This is a genomic window from Cupriavidus sp. USMAHM13 (assembly GCF_001854285.1).
GTDB lineage: Bacteria > Pseudomonadota > Gammaproteobacteria > Burkholderiales > Burkholderiaceae > Cupriavidus > Cupriavidus malaysiensis.
Genome location: NZ_CP017752.1, coordinates 3,173,466 through 3,200,137, shown reverse-complemented (window position 1 = coordinate 3,200,137; position 26,672 = coordinate 3,173,466). Strand labels below are relative to the sequence as shown.

Genomic DNA, 26,672 nt, shown 5'->3' with positions numbered 1-26,672 from the left:
ACGTGCCTACTGCTTGCCCTGCTGCGGCAGGCCCAGCATCTGGGCCAGGCTCTTCTCGCCCTTCATGCGCGAGGTTTCGATCCGCTGCTCGAGTTCGAGCAGGTGGGCCTCCATGCGTGCCACCGCGCCGGCAGCGTCACCAGCTTCGATGGCGGCGACGATGGCGGCATGCTCATCATGTTCGCAGGGGGCGTGCCCGGGCGGCTCGTAGAGGCCGACGATCAGCGAGCAGCGCGAGACCAGTTCGGTCAGATAGCGCTGCAGCACCGGGTTGCGCGCCAGCGCGGCGATGCGCAGGTGGAAGCCGCTGGCCAGCCGCGCCCAGGAAGGCTGGTCGAAGCGGTGCATGGCGTCGTGTTCCTCGTCGAGCTGCCGGCGCAGCTCGCGCAGGTCGTCCGCGTTCACGCGCGACACGGCCAATTCCACCAGCACCCGTTCCATGGCGCGGCGGGCTTCGAAGATCTGGCGGGTTTCCTCGGGCGTCGGCTCGGCGATCACCGCGCCCTTGTTGGGGCGCAGCGCCACGATGCCGTCGTGGGCGAGCTTTTCCAGCACGCGCCGCACCACGGCGCGGCCGACGCCGAACAACTGGCACAGCTCCGGCTCCGGCAGCTTGGTGCCGGGCACCAGGCGGTGATTGAGGACGCCGTCGAAAATGGTCTGGTAGATGCGCGCGTCGGCGTCGCGCGCCTCCGTTTCCGCTTGTTCGGCGGCGGGCGCCTGCTGTGCGGCGCGGGTCTTCTTCACGGGGGAGGAGGGCATGGGAGCGAGCGGGCAATCGATGGCCATGATGTTAGCGTGACGCGGCCAGGGCAGTGAACGGTGCGCCCGCGTCCTGCGCCGGCGGCTGGGCCTCCATGGCGGCGCAGATGGCGCCGGGCGTGGTCATCCAGATGTCGCCGCGGTCGCGGTGCGCGGCGATGTGCGCCAGTGCGCGGCGCAGGTGGCGCAGGCGGTAAGGCTGGCCGACCAGGTAGGGATGCAGCGCGATGCCCATCACCAGCGGCTGCGGATGGCGGGCATGGCCGGCCTGCGCCAGCATCTCGTCGAAGTGGTCGATGATCATGTCGGCGAAGGCCGCGCCGTCGAGTTGGCGCGCCACGATCATGGGGATGTCGTTGAGTTCCTGTGGGTAGGGAATGGCCCACAGCGGACCGCCGCGGGTCTGCATCGGCACCGGCCGGTCGTCGTGGCACCAGTTCAGCGTGTAGCGGTAGCCGCATTCGGCCAACAGGTCCGGTGTGGCCATCGTCTCCGAGATCCAGGGCGACAGCCAGCCTGCCGGGGCCTGCCCGCTGTGCGCGCGGATGCGCTCACGGCAGTGGCGCAGCAGCGCGCGCTCGCCGGCTTCGTCGAGTTCGCTCTGGCGGCAGGCATTGGTATGGCCATGGCCGATCAGTTCATCGCCGCGCGCCAGGCAGGCATCGAGCACCTCGGGGCAGTGATCGTACAGCGCGGTGTTCAGCAGCACGCCGGCCGGCATGGCGAACTGGTCGAACAGCTCCAGGCAGCGCCACACGCCGACCCGGTTGCCGTATTCGCGCCAGCTGTAGTTGAGCACGTCCGGCTGGGGCGACACGGGGCCCAGGCTGGCACCCAGGCCCTCGCCGAAGGCGAAGTGCTCGATATTGAAGCCCAGGTAGACCGCCAGGCGGGCGCCGCCAGGCCAGCGGAAGGCATCGGCGTCTGTGATCGGGCGGTAGGGAAAGCGGCCGTGGCTGCGCAGCGGGCCGAACTGCGGTGCGGGTGCGGGTGCGGCATGTGGTCGTGGTGTCGCCGGCGGACTCGGATGGTGCGTCATGGACGTTTGCCTTTCTTCCTTTCTTCGCTTGCAGGGTGTCGGGGTCCGGCGGGGTGGGCGGAACCATTGCGGGGAACGCCTGCCCCGACTTGCGGCGCCGCGCACCGCGCTCGTGCAAGAGCCTGGCCGCGCATCGCAATCCGGAACGATGTCGGATCGTTCGCAAAAAGCAGGCCAGATCGTCTGCATATAGCCGTAGAGATCGTCATCTGATCAGTTTCCGTTTCGCGTGCAGATTGGCATGGCTCTTGCAATCGATGGGCCTGTACCAGGGCGGCGCCTGCCGTCCTGCCGCATCCACTCATCGTGCAGACGCCTCCGGAGAACCCCATGCCCCGTCCCCAACGCCGTGCCCTCTTGCTTGCCGCCGCCGCGGCCTGTGTGCTGCCTGCCTTGCGGGCGCAGGCGGCCGAGCCGATCAAGATCGGCCTGATCACCGCGCTGTCCGGCCAGTCCGCCCGTGCCGGCGAGGCGCTGACGCGCGGCATGACGGTCGCCATCGACGAGATCAACGCCAAGGGCGGCCTGCTCGGCGGCCGCAGGCTCGAACTGGTGCGGCGCGACGACGAGGGCAATCCCGCCAAGGGCGTGCTGGCTGCGCGCGAGCTGATCTACAAGGAGAAGGTCGCGGTGCTGTTCGGTGGCCTCGACACGCCGGTGTCGATGGCGATCGTGCCGATCGCCAACCAGGAGAAGGTGCCCTTCATGGGCCCGTGGGCCGCCGGTACCGCGATCACCCGCAACGGCGCCAATCCCAACTATGCCTTCCGTGTCTCGGCGGTCGACGAGGTGGTCGACAAGGCCATGCTGCAGTACGCACAGAAGGCTTTCGGCGCGAGCCGGCCAGGCCTGATCCTGGTCAACAACCCGTGGGGCGAGTCGAACGAGAAGGGCATCGTGGCAGCGCTGGCGGCCAAGGGCGCCAAGCCCGCCGGGGTGGAGAAGTTCGAGGCCAGCGATGTCGACGTGGTGCCGCAGCTCGGCCGGCTCAAGGCCGCCGGCGCCGATGTGCTGTTGCTGGTGGGCAACGTGGGCCCGTCGGCGCAGGTGGTGAAATCGCTCGACCGCATGGGCTGGAAGGTGCCGGTGGTCTCGCACTGGGGCCCGGCGGGCGGCCGCTTCACCGAGCTGGCCGGCCCCAATGCCAGGAACGTGCACTTCGTGCAGACCTACAGCTTCTTCGGGCCGCAGACCCCGGTCAGCACGCGCGTGGTGGCCGAGCTGAAGGCCAGGTACGGTGACATCAAGGGCCCGGACGACATCACGCCTGCCGTGGGCGTGGCCAACGCCTATGACGCGACCCGGCTGGCGGCACTGGCCATCGCCCGCGCCGGCAGCACGCAGGGCGATGCGGTGCGCGAGGGCTTCTACAAGATCGACCGCTACGAAGGCCTGATCAAGACCTATGTGAAGCCCTTCACGCCGCAGGCCCACGACGCGCTGTCGGAGAACGACTACGTATGGGCGCAGTTCATCGACAACCGTATCGTGCCGGTGGGCAGGTAAGGCAGGCCGGCCGCTTCCGGCAGCGACGAGGTTTCTCCATGCTTTGGATTTCCGCCCTGATCAGCGGGCTCGGCCTGGGCAGCATGTACGGGCTGATGGCGCTGGGCTTCCATCTCACCCACGCGGTGTCCGCCACCGTCAACTTCGCCCAGGGCAGCTCGATGATGCTGGGGGCGGTGCTGACCTACACCTTCGCGCAGACGCTCGGCTGGCCGATGCCGCTGGCCATGCTGCTGGCCCTGGCGCTGTGCGCGCTGTACGGGCTGGCGGTCGAGTTCCTGGCGGTGCGGCCGTTCGCCAGCCGCGGCTCCGATGCCTGGCTGATGGCCACGGTGGCACTGGGCATCGTGCTCGACAACGTGGTGCTGCTGGCCTTCGGCAGCGAGCCGCGCAGCCTGCCGTCCCCGCTGGCCACGCAATCGCTGCAGCTCGGCGCCACCGGCGTCGGCGTCTATCCGCTGCAGCTGGTGATCCCCGTGGTGGGGCTGGCGCTGGCCGGGCTGCTGCACTGGGCGCTGCGCCGTTCGCGCTGGGGCGTCGCCATGCTGGCGGTGGTGCAGAACCGCGACGCCGCGCGCTTGATGGCCATCCCCATCCGGCGCATCGTGGCCGGCGCCTTCGCGCTGTCGACGCTGCTGGCGGGCGTGGCCGGCGTGCTGATCGCGCCGCTGTTCAACGTGCAGGCCGACATGGGCACGGTGTTCGGCCTCAAGGCTTTCGCCGTGGCCATCCTGGGCGGCCTGTCGAGCGCCTGGGGCGTGATGGCGGCCGGCCTGCTGTTCGGCCTGGCCGAGGCGCTGGTGACCGCCTGGCTCGGCTCCAGCTACACCCAGATCATCACCTTCGCGCTGGTGATCGCGCTGCTGGCGCTGCGGCCGGACGGCCTGTTCGGGCGTGCGGAGGTGCGCAAGGTATGAGCGATCCGATGCTGTCTTCCCCTTCGTCTCCCTCGTCTCCCTCGTCTCCGCCTTCCGCCGCGGTGCCGCCGGTGGCATCGTCTGCCGCCAGGCGCGGCGCGCCGCTGCTCGGCCTGGGGTCTGCGGCGCAGGTGGCGGCCGTGGTGGCCCTGCTGCTGGCCGCCGCGGCGCTGGCGTTGTCGCTGAACGGCTACTTCGTCTTCGTGATCGCCGGGGTGGCCTTGCTGGCGATCTGCGGCGTGGGCCTGAACCTGCTGCTCGGCCTGAGCGGGCAGGTGTCGTTCGGCCACGTCGGCTTCTATGCGATCGGGGCCTACACCGTGGCCATCCTGACCGGCCAGGCGGGCTGGAGCTTCTGGGCGGCATGGCCGGCCGCCGCGCTGCTGGCGGGCGCGCTCGGTGCCTTGCTGGCCTTGCCGGCGCTGCGCGTCAAGGGGCCGGGCCTGGCCATGGTGACCATCGCCTTCGGCTTCATCGTCGAGCACGGCGCGGTCGAGTGGCGCGCGCTGACGGGCGGCCAGAACGGCCTGATGGGCATCGCCCAGCCGGCGCTGCCGGGCCTCGGCGGCGGCGAACGCAGCGTGGCGCTGCTCGCGCTGCTGGTGCTGGGCCTGGCGCTCGCCGCCTATGCCCGCATCGCGCGCGGAAGCTGGGGCGCGGCCATGCGGGCGGTGCGCGACAGCGAGACCGCGGCGGCCTCGATCGGCATCGATGCGCTGGTGGTCAAGACAGTCGCCTTCGCCGTCTCGGCGGCGCTGGCGGGCCTGGCCGGCGGGTTGTACGCGCCGCTGCAGGGCATGGTCACGCCGGGCATGTTCTCCTTCCTGCAATCGATCCTGTTCGTGCTGGTGGTGATGATCGGCGGCGCCGGCACGGTGGCCGGGCCGGTGGTCGGCGCCCTGGTGGTGGGCCTGCTGCCGGAACTGCTGTCCAGCCTGGAGAATCTGCGCCTGCTGTGCTTCGGCCTGCTGCTGCTGGTGGTGCTGTGGGTGGCGCCGGTGGGTGTGGCCGGTCTCGCCGGCGTCCTGCTGGGGCGGCTGCGGCGGCGCCCGAAGGCCTGGCCCGGAGGCGGCCGCGCCGATGCCGCCGCCAGCCGCCTGCCCGTACGGCCACCGACCGAGCGCGCGGGGCTGGCGGCGCGGGGATTGTCGATGGTGTTCGGCGGCGTGCGCGCGGTGGATGCGCTGTCGTTCGAACTGCCGCCCGGCCGGGTGACCAGCCTGATCGGCCCCAACGGCGCCGGCAAGTCGACCGTGCTGAACATGCTCTCCGGCTACTACCGCCCGAGCGCTGGCCAGCGCTGGCTGGGCGAACGCGCGCTGCCGGCGCGCGGTGCCTGCCACAGCGCGCGCCATGGTATCGCGCGGACCTACCAGACCACGCAGCTGTTCGCCGGCATGAGCGCCGCCGACAACGTGGCCATCGCGCTGGCCGGCGGCCGCCTGGGCAGCCTGCTCGGGGTCACTGGCTTCACCTCGGCGGTGGTGCGCGAGCGGGCCCGCGGGCTGCTGCTGGCCTGCGGCTACACCGGCGACCCCGACGTGCGCGCGGCCGACCTGCCCCACGTCGACCGCCGCCTGGTGGAGATCGCGCGGGCGCTGGCCACGCGCCCGGCCGTGCTGCTGCTCGACGAGCCGGCCGCGGGCCTGTCGCGCGAGGACAAGGTGGCGCTCGGCCGCCTGCTGCGCGCGATCGCCGGCAGCGGCGTAGCGGTCGGGCTGGTCGAGCACGATATGTCGCTGGTGATGGACGTATCCGACGGCATCGTGGTGATCGACGCCGGCCAGCGCCTGGCCGTGGGCACGCCGCTGGACGTGCGCGCCGATCCGGTGGTACGCCGCGCCTACCTGGGCGATACCGGCGGCGTGCCGGCGCGCGCGCGGCGTGCCGGCACGGGCGAGGGTGCGCCGCCGCGCGAGGCGCTCGGCGTCAGCGCGCTGCGTACCGGCTATGGCGCCGCGCCGGTGCTGCACGAGGTGGACCTGCAGGTGCGCGAGGGCGAGATGGTGGCGCTGCTCGGCGCCAACGGTGCCGGCAAGTCGACGCTGATGCGCGCGCTGGCCGGCCTGCACCGCCCGGTGGCGGGCGGCATCACGTTCGACGGCACGGACCTGGCGCGGCTGGACGCCGCGCGCGTGGCGGCGCTGGGCGTCGTCCTGGTGCCGGAGGGACGGCAAGTGTTCCCGGAACTGTCCGTGCTCGACAACCTGCGCCTGGGTGCCTTTCCCTCGGGGCGCCTGCCGCGCGCCGAGACGATGCGGCGCGTGGAAGCGATGTTCGCCCGCTTTCCGCGTCTGCGCGAGCGCCAGCACCAGCGCGCCGGGTTGCTGTCGGGCGGCGAGCAGCAGATGCTGGCGGTCGCGCGCGGCCTGATGTCGCGGCCCAAGGTGCTGCTGCTGGACGAGCCCTCGCTGGGCCTGGCGCCGAAGATCATCGAGGAGCTGTTCGCCTCGCTGGATCACCTGCGCGAATCGGCCATCACCATCCTGCTGGTGGACCAGATGGCCGCGCTGGCGCTGTCGCTGGCCGACCGCGCCTATGTGCTGGAGGAGGGGCGGGTGGTGGCCAGCGGCCCGGCCGGGCAGTTGGCGAGCGACCCGTCGCTGGCGCAGGCCTATCTCGGCGGAGCGTGACACCATGGCATGCCTGTCTCCTGCCAACTCCGCGCTGGCCGAGTCCTCGGCCGGCATGGTCACCAGCCCGCACGCGCTGGCCAGCGAGGCCGGGCTCGAGGTGCTGCGCGCCGGCGGCAATGCCATCGAGGCCGCCATCGCCATCGGCGCCACGCTCGCGGTCACCTATCCGCATTTCACCGGACTGGGCGGCGATGCCTTCTGGCTCTTGAGCGACGGAGCCGGCCAGGTGCGCGGCCTGTCGGGCATCGGCCAGGCGGCCGCGGCGCTGCCGGCCTTCGATGGCGCGATTCCCCAGCGCGGCGGTGCCGCCGCCTTGACCAGCGCCGCCACCGTCGACACCTGGGCCCGGGCCTACGCCGTGGCCGGCGAATGGGGCGGCCGCCTGGGCTGGAGCGAGCTGTTCCGGCGCGCCATCGACTATGCGCACGAAGGTTTTGCGCTGACGCCCTCGCAGCACTTCTGGCAGTCCTTCCGCCGCCAGGAACTGGCCGGCTGGGCGGGCTTTGCCGACACCTTCCTGCCGCATGGCAGCCTGCCGGCGGTCGGCAGCCGCCTGCGCCAGCCGGCGCTCGGGCGCAGCCTGGAGCGCATCGCCACCCATGGCGCGCGCGAGTTCTACGAGGGTGAACTGGCCGCGCGCATTGTCGCCGGCCTGCGCGCCGCCGGCTCGCCCCTGACGCGGGCCGACCTCGCCGCCACCGCGGCGCGCGAGGCCGCGCCGCTGCGCGTTTCCTACCGCGGCGGCGAACTGCTCAGCCTGCCGCCGCCGACGCAGGGCGTGACCACGCTGCAGATCCTCGGTGTGCTGGAGCGCTTCGACGTGGCCGCGCTCGCCGAAGGCAGTGCCGACTACTACCACCTGCTGGTGGAGGCGGTGAAGGAGGCCTTCATCGAGCGCAACCGCTATGTCGCCGATCCCGACTTCGCCGAGGTGCCGGTGGCGGACATGCTGAGCCCGGCGCGGCTTGATGCCATGGCACGCCGCATCGACCCGCAGCGCGCGTTGTCTTGGCCGCATGTCTACCAGCATGGAGATACCGTCTACCTGGCGGCGGTCGATCGCCAGGGCCGCTGCGCCAGCGTGCTGCAGACCATCTACTTCGACTGGGGCAGCGGGGTGGTGGCGGGCGATACCGGCATCCTGTGGCACAACCGCGGCGCGGCCTTCCACACCGATCCGGCGCACCACAACGCGATCGGCCCGGGTAAGCGGCCCTTCCATACCTTGAATCCAGGCATGTACCTGCGCGAGGGCCGGCCGCGCCTGCTGTACGGCACGCAGGGCGCCGATGGCCAGCCGCAGACCCTTGCGGCCGTGCTGACGCGCCTGATCGACTACGGCATGGATCCGCTGAGCGCGCTGGCGCGGCCCCGTTTCCTGCTCGGGCGCACCTTTTCCGATGCGCGCGACAGCCTCAAGCTGGAGGCCGACGCTGGCGCGCAGGTGATGGCGGAACTGGCGGCGCGGGGCCACGAGATCAGCGAGATCCCGGCGCAGAGCCCGCTGGCCGGGCACCCGGGCGTGATCGCCATCGATGCCGACGGGCGGCATTGCCGCGGCGCCCACGACCCGCGCAGCGACGGGGTGGCGATGGGCCTGTAGCGCTGGCCCGCCGGACCCGCCGGGGCGGCTTCGTTCAGCGAGCCTGGCTCACTCGGGCTCGATGCCGGCAGCCTGGATCACCCGCGCCCACTTGAGCGTCTCGCTGCGCACGAAGGCTGCCAGTTCGTCCGGCGTGGACGGCACGGCCTCGCCGCCGGTGCGGCCGAAATGCTCGATCGTGGCCGGGGCCGCCAGTGCCTGGCGGATCAGCGCGTTCATGCGCGCCACCAGGGCCGGGGGCGTGGACGCGGGAAAGAAGGCGGCCACCCAGGCGGTCATCTCATAGCCGGGCAGGCCGCTTTCGGCCATGGTCGGCACCTCGGGGAAGAGCGGATGGCGCCGGGCGGTGGTGACGGCGACGGCGCGCAGCTTGCCGCCCTGGATCAGGGGCCGGGCCGGCGAGATGTCGGAGACCATGAAGTCGACCTGGCGCCCCATCAGGTCGGTCAGGGCCTGGGGCACGCCCTTGTAGGGAATGTGCTCGGCCGGCGCACCGCTCATCATCTTGTAGAGTTCGCCGGCGATGCGGGTCGAGGAACTGCCGCTGGCGAAGGTCAGCTTGCCCGCCCGCGCCTTGGCGAGCGCGCTCAGGTCAGCCACCGTGCGCACCGGGCTGTCGGCCGGCACCACCAGCACCAGCCCGCTGCGGGCGATCAGCGAGACCGGCGCGAAGTCCTTGACGGGATCGTAGGGCAGCGTGCGGAACAGCGAGGCATTGGCCGCATGCGTGGTATTGGTGGTGATGAACAGGGTGTAGCCGTCCGCGGGCGAGGCGGCGGCCGCCTTGGCGGCGATGATGCCGCTGGCGCCGGGACGGTTGTCGACCACCACCGGCTGGCCGGTCTGCGCCGTCAGGCTCTGCGCGACATAGCGCGCGCTGTCGTCGGTGCCGCTGCCCGGCGGGAACGGCACCAGCACGCGCAGGGGCCGCTCCGGATAGCCGGCCGCGCGCGCCGGCCGTGGCGCCGCCGCCGCCGCGGCCAGCAGCGGCAGCAGGGCGAGAAAGCGGCGCCGTTCGATTCGCTCGTTCATCTTGTCTCCTCTTCTCTTCTCGTGCCTTCGCGGCATCTTGGCGGGGAGGCGGCACGTGCTGGCTCGCGCCAGGGGGCGTCGTCTCCCGGTCGTGCCGGCGCTTGCCGGCGATCGGCTGGCGGCTGGCCGCCAGCGGCTGATCGATAACGGCCAGCGGCCAGCGGCCAGCGGCTAGCCGCGGCTCGCCGGGATCGCCAGCGCCGGATAGTGCTCGGTCAGCCTGGCCGGCAGCTCCATGTCGAGCACGAAGCGGTCGCCGCGGTACCAGAAGAAGCCGGCCATCAGGATGTCGCCGTCGATGTCGCGCGCGGTGCGCACCATCCTGGCCACGGGGGCGCCGAAGCCATAGCCGAGCTCGCGCACCAGCACGTGGTCGGCGGGCTCGACCGTCAGGGTCTGGTGCATCACGGCCAGGCGCTCGCCGGCGACGCGGCGCAGCAGGTGCACCAGCTTGTGCCGCTTCTCGCTGCCGCGCGGGAAGTGGGCGAACACCGGGGCGGCGATGTACATCTCGATCAGGCAGAACGGCGCGCCATCATGGATATGCAGCTTGCGCACCATCACATAGCGCTCCAGCGGCCTGCCGTGCCGGCCCAGCTCGGGTGGCAGGCTGGCGTCCTTGCGCTTGTCGAGCACGCGGATCTGGAAGCCGGCGCCATCGGCGCCATCGGCGGATTCGTCGTTGATGGCCGAGCGCAGCCGCGCATCCGGCCCCGGCGGTCCTTGCAGGACGTGGGTGCCGAGTCCGCGCCGGCTGCTCACCAGGCCCTCCTCGGCGAGCAGCGCGAAGGCCTGGCGCACCGTCACCTTGGCGATGCCGTAGGCCTGCGCCAGCGCCTCCACGGTGGGCAGGCGCGCGCCGACCGGGTATTCGCCGGCGACGATCTTGTGGCGCAGCACGCTGGCGAGCTGGCGATAGCGCGTGACGCCGCCGCTGCCGCCATCGTCGGCAAAGGCCCGGCCGCGCGCGGCCGGGGCGGCGGTGCGTGCGGACTTCACGCTTGCGCGGCGCCGTCGCGCGAGATGCCTGCCGCCACCAGCGCGTCGATGGCGGCGTCGTCGTAGCCGGCCTCGCGCAGGATCTCGCGGCTATGCTCGCCCAGGGACGGCGCATGGCGGCGCCGCAGCGGCGGCGTGCCATGCCATTCGCTGGGCACCGCCATCTCGCGGATGCGGCCCACGGCGGGGTGTTCGGTCTCGCGGAAGAAGCCGATGTCGTCCAGGTGCGGATCGTCGAGCAGCGACTCGAAGGTGTGCATGGGGAACACCGGGATGTCGGCTTCTTCCAGCAGCGTGCGCCATTCCTCCGTGGTGCGCTTGGCCATCTCGTCGCTGACCAGCGCGTACAGCTCGGTGATGTGGGCGGTGCGCGTGGTGATGCTGGCGAAGCGTGGGTCGCTGTCGTAGAGTTCCGGCCGGCCGATCACCTTGAGGAAGGTGCGCCAGTGGTGGTCGTGGTAGATCAGGCAGCAGACATGGCCGTCCAGCGTGCGGTAGGGGCGGCGTTCCGGCGACAGCAGGCGTGGATAGCCGAAGCCGCCCTGGGGCGGCACGAAGGTTTCGCCGTACAGGTGGTCGCCCATCACGTAGGGCACCATGGTCTCGAACATCGGCACGTCGACGCGCTGGCCTTTGCCGGTGCGGGCCTGCGCGTACAGAGCGGCGCTGATCACGCCGAAGGCATAGAGTCCCACCGAGCGGTCGGCGATGGTGATCGGCAGGTAGCGCGGCAGGCCGCCGGTGCCCGCCGCGACCGCCTGCGGCAGGCCGGTGGCGGCCTGGATCAGGTCGTCGAAGGCGGCCTGGGGCGCGTAGCGGCCGCGCTGCGAGAAGCCGAACATGCCGACATAGACCAGGCGCGGGTTGAGCTGCGCCAGCGTGTCGTAGCCCAGGCCCAGGCGCTCCATGGCCTGGGGGCGCACGTTGTAGGCCAGCACGTCCGCCTCCGTGGCCAGCCGCAGCAGCGCCTCGCGCCCGGCCGGGGCCTTCAGGTCCAGCACGATGCTGCGCTTGTTGCGGTTCAGGCCGAGGAAGAGCGGGCCGAGCTTGCGGTCGCCGCAGGGGCCGATGGCGCGCGTGCTGTCGCCGCCGGGCGGTTCCACCTTGATCACGTCGGCACCCAGGTCGGCCAGCATCTGCGTGGCCGACGGGCCCATGAACACCGAGGTGATGTCCACCACCTTGACGCCGGCCAGCGGGCCGGCGTTCTCCTCCTGTCGTGCTTGCTCCATGGCTTGCGCGCTCCTCGGGGCCGTGCGCCCGAACAGGCTGCCGGCCGGTCTTCGTTCTTTAGTTCTATGTTTGGAACTATAGGAGAAAAGCCGGTGTCGCTCAATGCGTGGATGCGCCGCAGTGCAGCAGTGCAGCAGTGCAGCAGCGCCGCAGCGCCGCAGCGGGTGCGGCGGGTGTCATGGGCGCCGGCGCGGCCGCCGGAGCGCTCCGGTCAGCGGCACAGGTCGGCCGGCGTCGGCGGCGTGGCGCGGGCGAGGTCGAAGTCGGCCTCCTGCAGCCCGCTCGGCGTCAGCGCCACCCAGTGCAGCACCGAGGGCGAGCGCACCAGCCCCAGGCTGCCCTGGTAGGTCCAGGGGATCGGCGAGGGCTGGCTGCCGCGCAGCGTGATGCGGTCGGCGGACAGCGCCAGGTGCAGCAGGCGGCCGTCCTGCGACGGCGTATAGGCGGCTTCGCCGGCCACGGCGATGCCGGCCTCGCGCACGCTGGCCGGCATGCAATCCAGCGTGGCGCGCACCTGGCCGTCGTCGTCGAGCAGGCGCGCGAAGCCGGTGCCGGCATCGCTGGTGCCGACCACCAGGAAGCGCTCGAGCGCGGGCACGTAGGCCACGCCGTAGGTGTAGTACTTCAGGCGGTCGCTCAGCACCTGCGCGGCGGACAGGGTGCCATCGGCCGGGCGGAACAGCGCGGCCTTCAGGCGGGCATGGGTCTCGCCGGGGATGTACTGCTGCCAGACCAGCAGGGCGGCATCGCGCGAGCCTGCCAGCAGCGGCCACCACTCGCGCTGCCGGCGGGCCACGTCGTCGCTGCGCAGCAGTCGCCCCTTGCCGTCGTAGGTCTTGAGGTAGACGCCGTTGCCGGTGCCCAGGTCGTCGACACCGCCGCCGTCCACCCAGTCGTCGGCATAGAACACCACGAAGCGGTTGCCCACCGCCGCCACGTGGCCGGAGTGTCCGCCGGCCCGGACGTCGATCGATCTTGCCTGCTGCGGCCGCAGGTCACGGGTGTAGAGACGGTAGCGCTGGCTGACGGTATTGACGGTGTCCGAGCCGTCCTCGAAGGTCAGCATGATGCGGCCGGCGGCATTCTGCGCCACCGACACAGGTTCCTGCGCTTCCTTCTGCGCCACCAGCAGGCGGGGTTTGCCGAGCACGGGCCGGGCCGGCGACCAGGCCGCGACGTAGATGTCGTGGGTCCAGTTGCGGTTGCGGTCGGGGCCGCGCGGCGGCAGTCCGGCACTGCTGAAGAAGACATAGGTGAGGCCGCCGGGGCCGGCCGCGGCGCCGATGCCGTGCATATAGGCACGCAGGTCGACGCCGGGGCGCGCGCCGGCGGGCAGGGCGGCCTCGGTGGCCGGAATGGCGCCGCCCTGGGCCGCAGTCGCCCACGACAGCGCCGCGGCGAGGGCCAGCGCCGCATGCCATGGCGCCATCGCGCCGATCGTGCCGCGCATGGTGGTTTCCGCAGTCGAGCCCGGCCGGATGGCCCCGGTCCGCCCGCGCGGACCGGGTCGCCTGCGCTGCTCAGGCCAGTTCCTGCTGCAGCGGCGCGACGCGCGAGATCAGCCCGTCCTGGTCGTGGTAGGCGACCAGGCGGCGCCCGGCGCCCACCGCCAGCACGACGTCCTTGGCCAGGTCCAGTGACGGTGTGGCGGCCGCGCGCGGCGTATGGTGGGCGCCCGGCCGGTGTTCGCCGGCCAGGCGCGCGAGCGCCCACAGGCTCAGTGCCAGCGCCATGGCGGCCACGGCCAGCAGTTGCGGCACGAATTCGCGCCACGTCACCGGGCTGCCGCCGCCGGACAGGACGCAGCGGTAGATGTAATACGCGGCCGCCAGCCAGGCGCCGGCGACGATCGCAGGGCGCGCCAGCCGGAACCAGAGGTAGCGCCGCAGCGCCTTGCCGCGCCCAAGGTACTGCAGGTAGGCCTGCAGCCCGGCGCCGGATGTGTCGATGATCGGCTCGTTCATGTCGGGGTTCCTCCTCAAGTGTGCTCTTCAAGCTGCGTGGCATGCGGCGATGCCGGCGCGGGAGACGTTGGCTGCGAGGGCGCGCCCTCGCGGATGCCGCGGTCCGGGCTGACCCACCGCGCCCGCGAGCCGCGCTGGTGCAGCAGCACGCTGGGCAGGGCGATCACCGAAGCGACCATGCCGATGGTCCAGAACGCGACCGGATACCAGATCGTGTTGAGGAAGTAGCGCAGCAGCCGGGTGTCGTAGTGGCGATCGATGAGGCAGCCGACCACGATCTGCGCGCAGCAGGTCAGGAAGAGAGCGATGCCGGCGCCGCGCGGCACGTTGGCGAAGTGCCAGGCCGGCGGCAGGTCGAACAGCGCGTTGGCGAGCGTCATCACCAGCGTGAACAGCATGCAGTAGGCCCACAGCACGCTGGCGGCATATTCGAGGAAGATCGGCCACATCATCGTCGCGCGCTTGCGGAGGATGGGGACGGCGTACTTCTGCAGCACCTGGATGCCGCCCTTGGCCCAGCGCAGGCGCTGCCGGAACAGGCCCTTGAAGGTCTCGGGCATCAGGATCCAGCTCAGCGCATGCGGCTCGAAATGGATGCGCCAGCCACTGACCTGGAGCTTCCAGCTGATGTCGATGTCCTCGGTCAGCATGTCCGGGCTCCAGTAGCCGACGCTGCGCAGCGCGCTCTTGCGGAACATGCAGATCACGCCGGACACGGTCAGCAGGCGCCCGTACATCTCCTGTGTGCGCTTGATCAGGCCGACGATGGAGGAGAACTCGCCGACCTGCATGCGCCCGAGCAGCGAGGTGCGCGTACGGATGCGCGGGTTGCCGGTGACGCCGGCGACGTCGGGGTCGCGCAGGAAGTGGCGCAGCATCCAGCCGATGGTCTCGCGGTCGAGCAGGGAATCGCCGTCGATGCACAGCAGGTACTCGGCATCGGTCAGCATGGCCGCCGTGGTCAGGCCGATCGCCTTGCCTTCGTTGTGGCTCTGGTGGATCACCAGCAGCTGCGGATACTGGTCGGTCAGTTCGTTGAGGATCTCGCCGGTGGCGTCGCTGCTGCCGTCGTTGACGGCGATGATGTTGTAGTTCGGGTAGCGCAGCTGGGCCAGGCTGGCCATCACTTCGCGCACGTTGTCGGCCTCGTTGTAGCAGGGCACGATCACCGAGACCTTGGGGCAGTCGGGCAGCGCGTCGGCGCGGGCCTTGCCGCGCTCCTTGTGCTCGACCAGGAAGTAGTGCAGCAGTCCGCCCATCATCCAGAGGTAGGACATCAGCAATGGATAGTAGAAGACGAAGTTCGAGATCACGCTTGCTACGTTCTTCATGGTTTTCCCCGCCTGTAGCCTTGCCCTGCGCCGCCGCTATACCTTCATGCCGGTACGCGGCCGCACCAGGTTCTGCATCGACATGACATCGCGCAGCACCGCCAGGTCCGGCTGGTCGGCCATGAACTGGTCGGGGCTGTAGCCGAGATGCCTGGCGCCGGCCGCGCGCAGGCGCTGCATCTGTGCGCGCAGCGCGCTGCTGGCGATCGGTGTGCCGGTGCGGCCGTCCAGCGCCTGCAGCGAAAAGATGGTCTTGCGCAGCGCGAGCGGATGGGCCGCCACCGCGCGCGCCAGGCCGTCCAGCCACGCCGTCGACGGGGGCGCGCCGGAGTCCTCGCTGGCCGGCAGCTTGACGAAGTCGTAGGCGGCGGCGAAGGCATCTAGGTCCTGCGCCAGCCGTGCGACGCCGTCCGGCTCCAGCACGGCGTCGGCGCGGAGGGTGCGCACGGTCAGCACGCTGCCGCCCTGGTAGTCGGTGACGATGGCGGCGAGATCCCGGGTGAGGTCGCCCAGGTGGCGCAGCTTGCCTTCCGACCAGCGCCGCCGCAGCTCGGGATCGGCGCGGATCGCCGCCACGCTGGGCGGCAGGCCCCAGTCGGCGTAGGCGGCCAGCGCCGCGTCGCCGGCATCCTCGGACTCGCCGAGACAGGCGTCGGCGCCGAACACGATGCCGTTGAAGCTGGTGTAGCGCGCCAGGTCGTAGTAGATATCGCGGATGGTGGCTCGCGCCCGGGCGTCGAAGGGGCTCAGGCGCGGCATGCCGCGCGCGGTGGCCGGCGTGCCGTCGGCCCCGGGTGCCGCGGTGACCAGGCGCGCGGCGGCCGCATGGCCGGCCGGCAGCCGGAACGCCAGCAGCGGCAGCGCCGCGTAGACCTGCACCCCGGTGCGCGTGATCAGTTGCCAGGCCGTGCGCGAGAACAGGTCGGCGCGCATCGGCAGGTGGCGGTTGGGGAAGTACAGCGCGCGGGCGCTGCCGCTGCCGTCCGGATCGTGGTAGGCCTTGAGGAAGACCGACTTGGGCTCGAGCGCCTTGATACGGTCCAGCAGGTGCGACAGGCGGGCCTCCTGGCGTGCGGGATCGGCATCGTAGACATCGTCCAGCGCCACGTCGACCACCCGCTCGATCGGATGGCTGTCGCCGCGATAGGCCGACTGCCGGCGGAACTGCGCCAGCATGACGCCCGCGTCCCAGTCGTAGGAGACCAGCTGGCGGCGGATCCTGGTGAGCGGCACGTCGGGCGTGTTGGGGCCCTCGTCGAGCGTGAAGTGGACACACATGCCGAGCTGGCGCGAGGCGCCGATCAGGGCGGAGTTGTAGGTGCCGTAGGGCCATACCATCGCGCGCGGCGCGACGCCGGTGTTGGCCTGGATCAGGTCCGAGCAGCGCTGCAGGTCGGCGGTGGTGCGGCGCTGGTACTCGTCGTCGTTCTCGTAGCGCCCGAGCTCGGGGAAGTAGAGATGGGCGCTGGCTGCCGGCAGTTCGTTGCCCTGCGGGTTGGCCACTGCGCCGTGGTGCATGTCGTGCGTATGCGAGGCGATCTCGACCAGCCCGGAGTCGGCCATCTCGCGCAGGTGTTCCCAGCGCATGAAATAGCCCGGCGCCATGAGCGACTTGTAGCCGATGCGCACCGGCTGCCCGCGCGGCGTGTCGGTCCAGCGCGATACCACCGCGATCAGGGCCGGGTAGCCGTACTGCTTGAGCAGCGGGAAGGCCTTGGTGTACTGGCTGGCGTAGGCATCGTCGAAGCTCAGCAGCACGGCGCGGGGCGGCAGCGGCGCGCCGCCGTTGCGCGCGGCGATGATCTGCTCGACGCTGACGGGGCGGAAGTCGTTGGCCCGGATCCAGGCGAAGATGTTGTTGAGCATGGCGGTGCTGATGGCGCAGGTGTCGGCCACCGTCGCCACATCGGCGCGCAGGTCGTCGCGGATGTCGTGGATGGCAAGCACGCGGAAGGTCAGGCCGTCATCGGCATCCTGCTGCGGCAGCAGCGACAGGGCTAAGCCGGCGTGGGCGGCCTGGCTCACCGACAGCGCGCCGGCAAGGCCAAGGAAGGAGCGGCGATCGAGCTTGTGCATGATGGCTTGGCGGCTGGCTCAGAGTGGCACGTTGAGGGTGAGGTAGATCAGCTTGCTGGTCTCGCGCGCGGCGTCGTAGCGGCGGCTGCCGATGCCGATGCCGTAGGTCAGCGAGGCCTTGCGCCCGAGCTGCCAGTAGTGCTCCAGGCGGGCCTCCCACAGCATGCTGTCGCCGAAGCCGTCCTGGTGGTAGCCGCCCGCGCTCACGTAGACGCGCTGGCTGAAGGACCTGTCGGCGTAGCGCCAGGGCGTCCACTGGTACATCGAGCGCACCTGGGCGATGTAGTCGCGGCGCGGGTTGAAGTAGGCGGTGCCGGCGAGCGTGTTGCTGTCGGTGCCGACGTCGAGCCAGAGCGAGACCTGGTGGCGCGGCGTATTGAGCAGGCGCTGGTAGACGGTGCCGAGCCATTGCTGGTTCAGGTTGGTGTCGCTGTAGCGCGAGAGGGCGTAGGACAGGTTGAAGTAGCGCCGGTCGTCCTGCGAATAGCGCGCGCTGGCGGTGCCGGTGCGCCCGGTGACGCCGGCCTGGTAGGCCTTCCAGGGCAGGTCGTTGGCGTCCGAATCGAAGCCCAGGCTGAAGCGCCAATGGTCGTCGGGCTGGTAGGCCAGCGTGCCGGTGCCGCCGGTGCGCCCCTCGCCGCCGGTGGACTGGTGCACTTCGGCGCTGGCTTCCCAGCCGTCGCGCCGGTAGTCGACGCCCGCGCCGTTGCGCACGCGGCTGACGCTGTTGCCGTTGCCGGTGTCGGCGCGCCCCGAGAACTGGTGCGCGAACACGCGCCAGTACAGCGCGAGCGGCGACGAGTACAGGTGCGTATCGATGGCCCAGGCCTGGTCGGCCAGCGCCGCGTTGCCGCGCTCGCCGCCCGCCTCGATGATCAGCTGGGGCCGTTCGTAGATGCGGTAGTCGCGCTCGAACAGCCGCACCGCGTTGTTGTCGGGGAAGCCGGCGCCGAAGGTGGTGGCAACGGTGCGCGCCTGCTCGAACTGGTAGCGCTGCAGTGAGGTTTCGCCGATGCCGGCGAGGCTGGCGATGTCCTCGGGGTGGTCGTTGTGGACCTGCTGGTAGAGCTCCTGCGCGCCGTGCGGCCGCTCCTGCACCAGCGCGCCATCGGCGCGGGCCGTCAGCAGGGTCGGGTCGAACGGCGCATCCCTGCGCAGCGCGTCGAGCGCGCGCACGCCCTCGTCGACGTGGTTGGTGTACAGCAGGTACTGCGCCTGCAGCTTCATGACGGTGCCGTAGTCCGGATTGGTCTTGTCGATATCCACCGACAGCGCGTCCTGCGCAGGGGTGGTGCGCAGCATGCTGGTCACCAGCGCATGCGCGGTCTCGTAGCGGCCCTGGTCGAGGTAGGCGAAGAACAGGCTTTCCTGCACGCTGACGCGGGTCAGGGCGTAGGGCTCGGTGGTTTCGGCGATGGGTTCGCGCGGCGATTGCAGGGCCAGCTCGTAGGCGTGCGCCGCGAGGTCGGGCTTGTCCTGGTAGGCATAGGCGTCGCCGGCGGCGACGTAGGCGGCGGCCGGCAGCGGCTCGCCGGCTGGCGGCGCGATCTGCTCGTACAGCGCGCTGGCCTCGGCCATGCGCCCGCGCACCGCCAGGGCGGTGAGGCGGTCGGCCTGGGCCGTGCGCCGCAAGGCCTGGTAGGACTCGTCGGGCGGGATGCGCTCGAGCAGCGCGTCGGCGCCGGCCAGTGCGTGGTCGGCGGCCGCCAGCCGGTCGGGGGCGTTGGAGGCGCCGGCCTGTTGCCGCGCCCAGCGGATCTCCTGCGCGACGACCAGGTGCTCGAGCTGCAGCAGGTCGGCGCGCGAGAACACCTCGGGCCGCGCCGTGGCCTGCTCCAGTGCCAGTTGCGGCGAGCCGTCCTCGGCCAGGGCGAAGAGGCGCTGGCGCAGGGCCTGCGGCGACTCGGGCGGGCTGGCGGGCGCTGCCTGGGAGGGCCGCGCCGCTGGCGCCGCGCGCTCGGCGCCGGCGGCCTGGGCTCCGCCATGATCACGCGCGAACAGGGCTAGCAGCACCGCCGTCGTCTTGAGCGTGCTCCGCAAGCGCCTGCGATTCGGCTGGGATGATTTCACGGTGACCCCCCCCCGGAGTGGTCGGTAGAAGAGCCGCAGCTCGTCTCCCTGGGGCGTCTTTGCCGGCCATGCACCACATGGTCTTTTCTCGGGCAACGGGACTTCGCCGGCGAGCGCGATCGCCGTCGCATGGCGCCGGAAGAACGGTGCCATGCCGCCGTGCCATTCTCGGTAACCCGAAACGCAAAGAACGCGACCTGACTTGGCGGCCATCCGGCAGAGCGCCGGCCGGCCGCGCACTTTCCCCATCCAAGGACCGGCGTGCCGCCGCGGTACAAGGCGCTGCGGCGGCACGGACGGCCGTCCTGCTTCGATTCAAAGTGCCCTGGGTCGCCGGGGCGCGCTTTTTTGCCGCGTCGTCTCCCGGGTTTCCAAAAGCGGGCTTGTGCCATGGAATCTTGGTCGATCCGGGCGGGTAGCGGCAGTGGCCAGAGGATCTAGGGCGCGCGGGGGAGATTTGGATGAGGACTCATCCTTCTAGCTGGCTTGTGCGGCACAAGGCGCGTGGCAGCTTGCTGCCACGCGGCGGCTCCTGCACCGATGGTTCGCCGCTGGCGGTTCGGCATCTCATCCCACCTTCGGCCACGTTGCGGCCGCGCGGCATCCACGTCCCGCCCGCCTTGCAGGCGCGCGCTCCCGCCTCCCGCCGCCCCGCCGCCGCCCGGAACTGCGCCGGCCGGCGCGAACGGCCCGTTCTTCGTCCTCCCCGTCCGCCAGGCACGCTCTCAGGGATTTCCCTCGGTGGGGTCTTCCTCACTATCGCTGGCCCGGTCTTTGCGTGTAAATTCATTTACATTGAATCAGCTCGCAAGAAATCCCATTTTCATGCACACCTGCCCCATCTTCGCGCAGGGTCGCCGCGGCGGCCGTGGCGCTGCACCAGGCCGAGGCATCCGCCAATGACCCAGGCCAGCCAGACCATCGCCGAGCGCATCGCCCGCAGCCTGCCGGCGTTGACGCCTGCCCACCAGCGCATGGCCCACTACGTGCTGGACAATCCGTTCCGCGCGGCGACCATGCGCATCGACGAACTCGCCGCCGCGGTGCAGGTTTCGGTGGCGACGGCCAACCGCTTCGCCCATGCGCTCGGCTTCGAGGGCTATCCGCAGTTCCGCGCGGAGCTGGTGCGCGGCTTCGAGGCCACGCTGGCGCCGGTGGAGCGCCTGCGCGACGAGCTGGAGCGCCCGGCCACCGCGGCCGAGGCGATGGCGGCATCGCTCGACGATGCCGCCCGCAACCTCGAGGCCACGCGCCGCGGCCTCGATGCGGACGCCTGCGAGCGCGCGGTGGAGGCGATCCTGGCGGCGCACCGCGTCTACATCATCGGCTTCGGCGCCAGCGGCTTCCTGGCGGGGCTGCTGCAGCACGGACTCGAACTGCACTGCCGCACGGTGTCGTCGGTGTCGACCGCCGCCGGTGCCTCGCATGCCGCGCGCCAGTTGTTCAAGCTCGAAGCGGGCGACCTGGTGATCGGCATCGCCTTCCCGCGCTACGTTTCGGATACCGTGCTGCTGGCCGAGCGGATCAAGGCGCGCGGTGTCAGGCTGCTGGCGCTGACCGACGGGCCGCTCTCGCCGCTGGCGCCATTGGCCGATATCGCGCTCTATGCCAGCGCCGGCAGCCGCCTGTCGGCCAATGCCGATGCCGTCGTGACCGCGCTGATCGAAGCACTGTGCGATGCGGTGGCGCACCGCTCGGCGCATTCGGTGCAGCGCGCCGCCGAGATGACCGAATTCCTGCTGCCCTGGCTGCACGGTACGCCGGCCTTGCGCACTCCCGAGGCGCCGCGCGTGGCCGAGGCCCGGCGCGAGGCGCCGGACGTGCCGCCGCGCCGCCCCGTCAACAACGCCAGATCCCGCAAATCGTCATGAAGCAAGCAGTCATCGCCATTCACGGCGGCGCCGGCACCATCACGCGGGCCGCCATGGACGCCGCCCGCGAACGCGAGTACAGCGCCGCGCTGGAGCACGTGCTGCAGGCCGGCCAGCGCATCCTGGCCGGCGGCGGCAGCGCGCTCGATGCCGTCACCGAGGCCGTGCGCCTGCTGGAGGAGTGCCCGCTCTTCAATGCCGGCAAGGGCGCCGTGCTGACCCGTGCCGGCACCTATGAGCTGGATGCCGCCGTGATGGACGGCGCCACGCTGCGCGCCGGCGCGGTGGCCTGCGTGCAGCGCCTGCGCAATCCGGTCCTGGCGGCGCGCGCGGTACTCGAGCACAGCGAGCACGTGCTGTTCGCCGGCGAGGGCGCCGAGGCCTTCGCCGCGGCCCAGGGCCTGGAGTGCGTGCCGCCCGGGTTCTACTACACCGCGGCGCGCACCGAGCAGTGGCAGCGCGCGCGCGCCGCGGCCGGCATGCTGCTGGACCACGATGCCGCCACGCTGGTGGCGCAGGAGCAGGCCGGGGCCGAGCCGATCGACCCGGACAGCAAGTTCGGCACCGTCGGCGCGGTCGCCTGCGACCGGCACGGCAACCTGGCGGCGGCGACTTCCACCGGGGGCGTGACCAACAAGCTGGTGGGACGCGTCGGCGACAGCCCGCTGATCGGCGCCGGCTGCTATGCCGACGACGTCGCCGCGGTGTCCTGCACCGGCACCGGCGAGATGTTCATCCGCGCCGTGGCCGCGCACGACGTGGTGGCGCAGATGCGCTACGCGGGCCTGTCGCTGCAGGAGGCGGCGCGGCGCGTGGTGATGGAGAAGCTGCCCGCCATCCGGGGGCGCGGCGGCCTGATCGCCGTGGACCGCGCGGGCAACGTCGCGCTGCCGTTCAACACCGAAGGGATGTACCGCGGCAGCGCGCGCGTGGACGGGCCCGTCGAGGTATCGATCTATGGCTGAGGCCGTGCCGTTCCGGCCGCCGCGCCAGCCGCATTGCAAGGAGAGCCGCCGTGGCTAGCCATTCCACTCCATCCCAACTGGTGCTGCCGCCGCAGCGGGTCGTCTCGGTGGACGACCTGACGGTGCGCTTCGTCACCTCGGAGCGTACCGTCGAGGCGGTGCGCAACCTGTCCTTCCACGTCGACCGCGGCGAGACGCTGGCGGTGGTCGGCGAGTCCGGCTCCGGCAAATCGGTGACCTCGCTGGCGCTGATGCGCCTGGTCGAGCATGGCGGCGGCACCATCGCCGGCGGCAGCATGGCGCTGCGCCGGCGCGGCGGCGAGGTGATCGACCTGGCGCGGGCCGGCGCCGCGACCTTGCGCGGCGTGCGCGGCGCCGACGTGGCGATGATCTTCCAGGAGCCGATGACTTCGCTGAACCCGGTGTTCCCGGTCGGCGAGCAGGTGGCGGAATCGATCCGGCTGCACCAGGGCAAGAGCCGCGCCGCGGCGCGCGCCGAAGCGCTGCGCATGCTGGAGCTGGTGCGCATCCCGGAAGCGCGCCGCGTGCTCGACCGCTTCCCCCACCAGTTGTCCGGCGGCATGCGCCAGCGCGTGATGATCGCCATGGCGCTGTCGTGCAAGCCGGCGCTGCTGATCGCCGACGAGCCGACCACCGCGCTCGACGTCACCATCCAGGCCGAGATCCTGCAGCTGATCCGCAGCCTGCAGGCCGAGATGCAGATGGGCGTGGTCTTCATCACCCACGATATGGGCGTGGTGGCCGAGGTGGCAGACCGCGTGCTGGTGATGTACCGCGGCGAGAAGGTGGAAGAGGGCAGTGCCGGCGAGGTGTTCCGCGCGCCGGCCCATCCCTACACGCGCGCGCTGCTGTCGGCCGTGCCGAAGTTGGGCGCGATGGCGGGCAAGGACCTGCCGGCGCGCTTTCCGCTGGTGCAGTCCGGCGCCGAGGCGCAGCCGGTGGACGAAGCGCCGCAGGACACGGTGCCGGCCGATGCCGCGCCCATCCTGCGCGTGCGCGACCTGGTGACGCGCTTCGACGTGCCCGGCGGCCTGTTCGGCCGCGTGCAGCGCCGCGTGCACGCGGTGGAGCAGGTCAGCTTCGACCTCTACCCGGGCGAGACGCTGGCGCTGGTGGGCGAGTCGGGCTGCGGCAAGTCCACCACGGGGCGCTCGCTGCTGCGGCTGGTGGCGTCGCAGCGCGGCACCATCGAGTTCGCCGGGCAGAACATCGGCCAGTTGCAGGGCGCGGCGCTGCAGAGCCTGCGCCGCAATATCCAGTTCATCTTCCAGGATCCGTTCGCCTCGCTCGACCCGCGCGTGCCGGTCGGCTACTCGATCATGGAGCCGCTGCTGGTGCACAAGGCGGCCAGCGGCAAGGAGGCCGAGCAGCGCGTGGCCTGGCTGCTGGAGAAGGTGGGCCTGACGCCGGCGCACGCGGCGCGCTATCCGCACGAGTTCTCGGGCGGCCAGCGCCAGCGCATCTGCATCGCGCGCGCGCTGGCGCTCAACCCGAAGGTGGTGATCGCCGACGAGTCGGTGTCGGCGCTCGATGTCTCGATCCAGGCGCAGATCGTCAACCTGATGCTGGACCTGCAGCGCGAGTTCGGCGTGGCCTTCCTCTTCATCTCGCACGACATGGCGGTGGTGGAGCGCGTCAGCCACCGCGTGGCGGTGATGTACCTGGGGCAGATCGTCGAGATCGGCCCGCGCCGGGCCATCTTCGAGAACCCGCAGCACCCGTACACGAAGAAGCTGATGTCGGCGGTGCCGATCGCCGACCCGGCGCGCCGCCACCTCAAGCGCGAGCCGCTGTCGGACGAGATTCCCAGCCCGATCCGCGCCATCGGCGACGAGCCGGAGGTGAGGCCGCTGGTGCATGTCGGCGGCAGCGGCGCGCACGCGCACTTCGTGGCGCGGCACGCCGTCGGCGGCCTGTATTGAAGCGGGTTGAAGCGGATCGTCCCGATCCACCCGCACCCAAGTTTTTCAAGGAGCAATGCTCATGAACCTGCGCAGATTCACTCCCGGCCTCGCTGCCGGCGCCTTCGCCGCCACCGCCCTCGGCCTGCCGGCGACGCCCGCCTTCGCCGCCAAGGACGCGGTGATGGCGGTCTATTCCACCTTCACCACGCTCGACCCCTACGACGCCAATGACACGCTGTCGCAGGCCGCCTGCAAGTCCTTCTACCAGGGCCTGTTCGGCTTCGACAAGGACATGAAGCTGGTCAACGTGCTGGCCGAGAGCTACGACGTCAGCAAGGACGGCCTGGTCTATACCATCAAGCTGCGCAAGGGCGTCAAGTTCCACGACGGCACCGCCTTCGACGCCGCAGCGGTCAAGGCCAACCTGGACCGCGTCACCGACCCGGCCAACAAGCTCAAGCGCTATACGCTGTTCAACCGCGTGGCCAAGACCGAGGTGGTCGACGCCGGCACCGTGCGCGTGACGCTGAAGGAGCCGTTCTCGCCCTTCATCAACGTGCTGGCCCACCCCTCGGCGGTGATGATCTCGCCCGCCGCGCTGAAGAAGTACGGCAAGGAGATCGCCTTCCACCCGGTCGGCACCGGCCCCTTCGAGTTCGTCGAGTGGAAACAGCCCGACTTCCTCAAGGGCCGGAAGTTCGCCGGCTACTGGAAGACCGGCTATCCGAAGATCGATTCCATCACCTGGCGTCCGGTGGTCGACAACAACACGCGCTCGGCCATCATGCAGACCGGCGAGGCGGACTTCGCCTTCAGCATTCCCTTCGAGCAGGCCGCGGTGCTCAAGGCCAGTCCCAAGGTCGACCTGATCGACGCGCCCTCGATCATCCAGCGCTACGTCACCTTCAACACCATGGTCAAGCCGTTCAACGACCCGAAGGTGCGCCAGGCGATCAACTACGCCATCAACAAGGAAGCGCTGGCCAAGGTGGCCTTCAACGGCTACGCGGTGCCGTCGGTGGGCGTGGTGCCGCCGGGCGTGGACTATGCCGAGAAGCTGGGTCCGTGGCCGTATGACCCGGCCAAGGCGCGCGAGCTGCTCAAGGAGGCCGGCTATCCGAACGGCTTCGAGACCACGCTGTGGTCGGCCTACAACCACACCACCGCGCAGAAGGTGATCCAGTTCGTGCAGCAGCAGCTGCAGCAGGTCGGCATCAAGGCCCAGGTGCAGGCGCTGGAAGCCGGCCAGCGCGTGGAGCGGGTCGAGAGCGTGCAGAAGCCGGAAGAGGCGGGCGTGCGCATGTACTACGTCGGCTGGTCGTCGTCGACCGGCGAGTCGGACTGGGCCCTGCGTCCGCTGCTGGCCTCGGAGTCGATGCCGCCCAAGCTGCTGAATACCGCCTACTACAAGAACGACCACGTCGACGCCGACATCGCCGGCGCGCTGCGCACCACCGACCGCGGCGAGAAGGCGCGCCTGTACAAGGACGCGCAGGAGCGCATCTGGAAGGATGCACCGTGGGCCTTCCTGGTGACCGAGAAGGTGCTGTTCGCGCGCGCCAAGCGCCTGAGCGGTGCCTACGTGATGCCCGACGGTTCGTTCAACTTCGACGACATCGACATCAAGCAGTAAGGACGTCGCGCGCGTACCCCGGCCGGGTACGCGCGGTGTCCCGCAGGACACGGCGGGCGCGGCGCATGCCGCCACGCTCCGCCGCGTCGAGCAGTCGGCCGCGAGCGGCCGCCCGTCCGGGTTGCGGGGTCATGGACGGGCGGCCGGCGGTCCCATTCCGTTGTTGTTGGTGCGTTGTTGGTGCGTCATGCTGAACTACTTTCTCAAACGATTCCTGGGCGTCATCCCCACCCTGCTGATCGTGGCGGTGCTGGTGTTCCTGTTCGTCCACCTGCTGCCCGGGGATCCCGCGCGGCTCGCCGCCGGCCCCGAGGCCGATGTGGGCACGGTGGAACTGGTGCGCAAGGACCTGGGGCTGGACCGGCCGCTGCCCGAGCAGTTCGTGCGCTTCTTCTCGAACGCGGTGCGCGGTGAGTTCGGCACCTCGCTGCGCACCAAGCGCCCGGTCAGCGAGGAGATCGGCGACCGCTTCCTGCCGACGCTCTACCTGACCCTGGCCTCGATGGCCTGGGCCGTGGTGTTCGGCATGGTGATCGGCGTCTGCTCCGCGGTCTGGCGCAACCGCTGGCCGGACCGGCTCGGCATGACGCTGGCCGTGTCCGGCATCTCCTTCCCGGCCTTCGCCCTGGGCATGCTGCTGATGGAGGTGTTCTCGGTCCAGCTCGGCTGGCTGCCCTCGATCGGCGCCGACAGCTGGAAGCACTACATCCTGCCCTCGCTGACGCTGGGCGCGGCGGTCGCCGCCGTGATGGCGCGCTTCACGCGGGCCTCCTTCGTCGAGGTGCTGCACGAGGACTTCGTGCGCACCGCGCGCGCCAAGGGCGTGCGCGAGAGCGTGGTGGTGGCCAAGCACGCCCTGCGCAACGCCATGATTCCCGTGGTCACCATGATGGGCCTGCAGTTCGGCTTCCTGCTGGGCGGCTCCATCGTGGTCGAGAAGGTGTTCAACTGGCCCGGCCTCGGCCGCTTGCTGGTGGACGCCGTCGAAATGCGCGACTACCCCGTGATCCAGGCCGAGGTGCTGCTGTTCTCGCTGGAATTCATCCTGATCAACCTGGTGGTGGACATCCTCTACACGGTGATCAATCCCGCCATCCGCTACAAGTAAGA

19 protein-coding genes are annotated in these 26,672 nt (G+C 71.0%); 9 read left to right on the top strand and 10 right to left on the bottom strand.

What is annotated here, in order from left to right; all coding sequences use genetic code 11:
* Positions 1 to 6: 6 nt before the first annotated feature.
* Positions 7 to 762, bottom strand: coding sequence for a GntR family transcriptional regulator (locus tag BKK81_RS32240; RefSeq protein ID WP_231908157.1), 756 nt, complete (start codon positions 760 to 762; stop codon positions 7 to 9).
* A 31-nt stretch (positions 763 to 793) separates the two neighbouring features.
* The gene (locus BKK81_RS32235; protein WP_071021531.1) at positions 794 to 1,801 is read right to left on the bottom strand and encodes a polysaccharide deacetylase family protein; all 1,008 of its coding nucleotides are present in this window, start codon (positions 1,799 to 1,801) and stop codon (positions 794 to 796) included.
* Between the two features lie 330 nt (positions 1,802 to 2,131).
* Here BKK81_RS32235 and BKK81_RS32230 point away from each other — a divergent pair, with 330 nt between their 5' ends.
* Genes BKK81_RS32230 through BKK81_RS32215 form a run of 4 tightly spaced genes read left to right on the top strand, consistent with a single transcriptional unit; the run spans position 2,132 to position 8,463 of the window.
* Positions 2,132 to 3,307, top strand: a complete 1,176-nt coding sequence (locus BKK81_RS32230) for an ABC transporter substrate-binding protein (RefSeq protein WP_071021528.1) — start codon at positions 2,132 to 2,134, stop codon at positions 3,305 to 3,307.
* Positions 3,308 to 3,345: 38 nt separating this feature from the next.
* Positions 3,346 to 4,224, top strand: a complete 879-nt coding sequence (locus tag BKK81_RS32225; RefSeq protein WP_071021525.1) for a branched-chain amino acid ABC transporter permease — start codon at positions 3,346 to 3,348, stop codon at positions 4,222 to 4,224.
* The gene (locus BKK81_RS32220; protein WP_231908156.1) at positions 4,221 to 6,857 is read left to right on the top strand and encodes a branched-chain amino acid ABC transporter ATP-binding protein/permease; all 2,637 of its coding nucleotides are present in this window, start codon (positions 4,221 to 4,223) and stop codon (positions 6,855 to 6,857) included. The genes BKK81_RS32225 and BKK81_RS32220 overlap by 4 nt, the downstream gene beginning before the upstream one ends.
* A 4-nt stretch (positions 6,858 to 6,861) precedes the next feature.
* Complete coding sequence (locus tag BKK81_RS32215) at positions 6,862 to 8,463, top strand: gamma-glutamyltransferase family protein (protein WP_071021522.1); 1,602 nt, start codon at positions 6,862 to 6,864, stop codon at positions 8,461 to 8,463.
* Positions 8,464 to 8,511: 48 nt separating this feature from the next.
* Here the strand turns inward: BKK81_RS32215 and BKK81_RS32210 are convergent, their stop codons facing one another.
* The 8 genes from BKK81_RS32210 to pgaA all read right to left on the bottom strand — a co-directional run bounded on the left by BKK81_RS32210 (position 8,512) and on the right by pgaA (position 19,138).
* Positions 8,512 to 9,495 carry a Bug family tripartite tricarboxylate transporter substrate binding protein gene (locus tag BKK81_RS32210; RefSeq protein WP_071021519.1) on the bottom strand — a complete coding sequence of 328 codons (984 nt, stop codon included), beginning with the start codon at positions 9,493 to 9,495 and terminating at the stop codon, positions 8,512 to 8,514.
* 171 nt (positions 9,496 to 9,666) lie between these two features.
* Positions 9,667 to 10,494 (bottom strand): GntR family transcriptional regulator, encoded by an 828-nt coding sequence (locus BKK81_RS32205; protein WP_071021517.1) that lies wholly within the window; start codon positions 10,492 to 10,494, stop codon positions 9,667 to 9,669.
* Positions 10,491 to 11,726 carry a CaiB/BaiF CoA transferase family protein gene (locus BKK81_RS32200; protein WP_071021514.1) on the bottom strand — a complete coding sequence of 412 codons (1,236 nt, stop codon included), beginning with the start codon at positions 11,724 to 11,726 and terminating at the stop codon, positions 10,491 to 10,493. Before BKK81_RS32200 ends, BKK81_RS32205 begins: the two co-directional genes overlap by 4 nt.
* 212 nt (positions 11,727 to 11,938) lie before the next feature.
* A complete protein-coding gene (locus tag BKK81_RS32195; RefSeq protein ID WP_071021511.1) occupies positions 11,939 to 13,177 on the bottom strand; it encodes a hypothetical protein in 1,239 nt (412 codons plus the stop codon).
* A gap of 70 nt (positions 13,178 to 13,247) precedes the next feature.
* Entirely contained in the window at positions 13,248 to 13,691 is a 444-nt protein-coding gene (locus BKK81_RS32190) for a hypothetical protein (protein ID WP_071021508.1), read from the bottom strand.
* Positions 13,692 to 13,705: 14 nt separating this feature from the next.
* Positions 13,706 to 15,022, bottom strand: a complete 1,317-nt coding sequence (gene pgaC, locus BKK81_RS32185; RefSeq protein WP_071021505.1) for a poly-beta-1,6-N-acetyl-D-glucosamine synthase — start codon at positions 15,020 to 15,022, stop codon at positions 13,706 to 13,708.
* A gap of 36 nt (positions 15,023 to 15,058) precedes the next feature.
* Entirely contained in the window at positions 15,059 to 17,098 is a 2,040-nt protein-coding gene (gene pgaB / locus BKK81_RS32180; RefSeq protein ID WP_071021502.1) for a poly-beta-1,6-N-acetyl-D-glucosamine N-deacetylase PgaB, read from the bottom strand.
* Between the two features lie 18 nt (positions 17,099 to 17,116).
* Positions 17,117 to 19,138: a poly-beta-1,6 N-acetyl-D-glucosamine export porin PgaA gene (gene pgaA, locus BKK81_RS32175; protein WP_231908155.1), complete on the bottom strand. Its 2,022-nt coding sequence runs from the start codon at positions 19,136 to 19,138 to the stop codon at positions 17,117 to 17,119.
* 929 nt (positions 19,139 to 20,067) lie between these two features.
* Between pgaA and BKK81_RS32170 the strand changes: the two genes are divergently transcribed.
* The 5 genes from BKK81_RS32170 to gsiC all read left to right on the top strand — a co-directional run bounded on the left by BKK81_RS32170 (position 20,068) and on the right by gsiC (position 26,670).
* Positions 20,068 to 21,039, top strand: coding sequence for a MurR/RpiR family transcriptional regulator (locus tag BKK81_RS32170; RefSeq protein ID WP_071021497.1), 972 nt, complete (start codon positions 20,068 to 20,070; stop codon positions 21,037 to 21,039).
* Positions 21,036 to 22,004 carry an isoaspartyl peptidase/L-asparaginase family protein gene (locus tag BKK81_RS32165; RefSeq protein WP_071021494.1) on the top strand — a complete coding sequence of 323 codons (969 nt, stop codon included), beginning with the start codon at positions 21,036 to 21,038 and terminating at the stop codon, positions 22,002 to 22,004. Before BKK81_RS32170 ends, BKK81_RS32165 begins: the two co-directional genes overlap by 4 nt.
* A gap of 50 nt (positions 22,005 to 22,054) precedes the next feature.
* Complete coding sequence (locus BKK81_RS32160) at positions 22,055 to 23,947, top strand: dipeptide ABC transporter ATP-binding protein (RefSeq protein ID WP_071021491.1); 1,893 nt, start codon at positions 22,055 to 22,057, stop codon at positions 23,945 to 23,947.
* Positions 23,948 to 24,008: 61 nt separating this feature from the next.
* Positions 24,009 to 25,562: a glutathione ABC transporter substrate-binding protein GsiB gene (gsiB, locus tag BKK81_RS32155; protein WP_071021489.1), complete on the top strand. Its 1,554-nt coding sequence runs from the start codon at positions 24,009 to 24,011 to the stop codon at positions 25,560 to 25,562.
* Positions 25,563 to 25,749: 187 nt separating this feature from the next.
* Positions 25,750 to 26,670, top strand: coding sequence for a glutathione ABC transporter permease GsiC (gene gsiC, locus BKK81_RS32150; RefSeq protein ID WP_071021486.1), 921 nt, complete (start codon positions 25,750 to 25,752; stop codon positions 26,668 to 26,670).
* The last annotated feature ends 2 nt before the right edge of the window (positions 26,671 to 26,672 follow it).

Bases quoted from the DNA above. Each gene is read 5' to 3' on its own strand.
- BKK81_RS32240 (WP_231908157.1), bottom strand. From the start codon at position 762: ATGCCCTCCTCCCCCGTGAAGAAGACCCGCGCCGCACAGCAGGCGCCC.
- BKK81_RS32235 (WP_071021531.1), bottom strand. From the start codon at position 1,801: ATGACGCACCATCCGAGTCCGCCGGCGACACCACGACCACATGCCGCA.
- BKK81_RS32230 (WP_071021528.1), top strand. From the start codon at position 2,132: ATGCCCCGTCCCCAACGCCGTGCCCTCTTGCTTGCCGCCGCCGCGGCC.
- BKK81_RS32225 (WP_071021525.1), top strand. From the start codon at position 3,346: ATGCTTTGGATTTCCGCCCTGATCAGCGGGCTCGGCCTGGGCAGCATG.
- BKK81_RS32220 (WP_231908156.1), top strand. From the start codon at position 4,221: ATGAGCGATCCGATGCTGTCTTCCCCTTCGTCTCCCTCGTCTCCCTCG.
- BKK81_RS32215 (WP_071021522.1), top strand. From the start codon at position 6,862: ATGGCATGCCTGTCTCCTGCCAACTCCGCGCTGGCCGAGTCCTCGGCC.
- BKK81_RS32210 (WP_071021519.1), bottom strand. From the start codon at position 9,495: ATGAACGAGCGAATCGAACGGCGCCGCTTTCTCGCCCTGCTGCCGCTG.
- BKK81_RS32200 (WP_071021514.1), bottom strand. From the start codon at position 11,726: ATGGAGCAAGCACGACAGGAGGAGAACGCCGGCCCGCTGGCCGGCGTC.
- BKK81_RS32195 (WP_071021511.1), bottom strand. From the start codon at position 13,177: ATGCGCGGCACGATCGGCGCGATGGCGCCATGGCATGCGGCGCTGGCC.
- BKK81_RS32190 (WP_071021508.1), bottom strand. From the start codon at position 13,691: ATGAACGAGCCGATCATCGACACATCCGGCGCCGGGCTGCAGGCCTAC.
- pgaC (WP_071021505.1), bottom strand. From the start codon at position 15,022: ATGAAGAACGTAGCAAGCGTGATCTCGAACTTCGTCTTCTACTATCCA.
- pgaB (WP_071021502.1), bottom strand. From the start codon at position 17,098: ATGCACAAGCTCGATCGCCGCTCCTTCCTTGGCCTTGCCGGCGCGCTG.
- BKK81_RS32170 (WP_071021497.1), top strand. From the start codon at position 20,068: ATGACCCAGGCCAGCCAGACCATCGCCGAGCGCATCGCCCGCAGCCTG.
- BKK81_RS32165 (WP_071021494.1), top strand. From the start codon at position 21,036: ATGAAGCAAGCAGTCATCGCCATTCACGGCGGCGCCGGCACCATCACG.
- gsiB (WP_071021489.1), top strand. From the start codon at position 24,009: ATGAACCTGCGCAGATTCACTCCCGGCCTCGCTGCCGGCGCCTTCGCC.
- gsiC (WP_071021486.1), top strand. From the start codon at position 25,750: ATGCTGAACTACTTTCTCAAACGATTCCTGGGCGTCATCCCCACCCTG.